This is a genomic window from Psychrobacter sp. 1U2, assembly GCF_051847575.1.
The window spans coordinates 1-1,052 of sequence record NZ_JBPYDC010000466.1; the positions used below are offsets into that span (position 1 = coordinate 1).

Here is a 1,052-nt window from a genome sequence, read left to right on the forward strand (position 1 = left end):
CTGTCTTTTGTGCGATAAGATCGCTCATACTATCGGCATGCACGTAACTTGCACTACTCAACAGTAACAACAGCGCGCTAATAGAGGTTCTTTTTATGAAAGAAGGCCCTATAGGAAACTTTTTAACAGTGCTGGCTTGAGTAGACAACACTTGATACCACAATGCTTTATACAATGACATTTTAGCTTTATATAAATTTATTTTATCTGAGGTAATAACCGACGATAGCGGCATGACCAGCTCCTTTTAAGACAGCAATAGTGTTGATGAATATTCAACACGCCTTAGTTTTTAGTTATAAACCATTTAGGTAAGAGGCTGCAAGCTTTATTCAACACTTTTAAATGATGAAAGGTACAAAAAGCAAGATAAAAGGTAGATTGGAAATGGTCTGTAAAAAAATAATAAAGAAAAAGCCATCTATTTACAGATGGCTTTTTTTAAAAATCGCTGATTAAAAATCATTTGATAAATCGTTTAATAAAAGGCTTAATCCCCGTTCATTTTAATATTAACATGACGCTTATTGAGGGCTTGTCCTTCTAATATCGCTTTGGTCGCTTGCGCTTCTTGGACAGTATCGAAGCCACTGATATGGTATTTACGTACGTTATCTGTATCAACAATTTGGAGCTGCTCGCCAAACAAGGTAACTTTATCACCATCGCTTAGAGTAATATGGTCGCGTCGACCGTTATTATCGTGTACCAGCTCGCCTACACGTACCCATAAGACACCGCTACTGATATTGCCGCTCATAGATTTTTTACGCTGTTGTCGTTTTCGATTAAAGATAAAACTGCCTACAATCAAAAAAGCCAGCGCGCCAATCGCTAGGCGCTCCGGCAATATACTCATTGCCAATGCCACTGCTACGGCACCAATTAATAACGCTGACCCAAACCAAAACAGTCCATTATCCCCTGCGGGTGGCTGGCCGTGTAAGGTAATCTTGGCACCGTCATTGGTTAGCTTTAACATGCATTATTACCTATCGATTGCTACCCATTGACGAATAAACACATCAGTTATTTATATATTGAGTTGAACA

General features: G+C 38.8%; 1 protein-coding gene and 1 pseudogene. Both read right to left on the reverse strand.

Annotated features, from left to right (window positions below):
- A pseudogene (locus tag ACS8FD_RS16605) lies at positions 1-235 on the reverse strand (hypothetical protein); the annotation flags it as partial.
- A gap of 255 nt (positions 236-490) precedes the next feature.
- Complete coding sequence (locus ACS8FD_RS16610) at positions 491-982, reverse strand: hypothetical protein (RefSeq protein ID WP_439262108.1); 492 nt, start codon at positions 980-982, stop codon at positions 491-493.
- Between the last annotated feature and the right edge of the window lie 70 nt (positions 983-1,052).

Bases quoted from the DNA above. Each gene is read 5' to 3' on its own strand.
- ACS8FD_RS16610 (WP_439262108.1), bottom strand. From the start codon at position 982: ATGTTAAAGCTAACCAATGACGGTGCCAAGATTACCTTACACGGCCAG.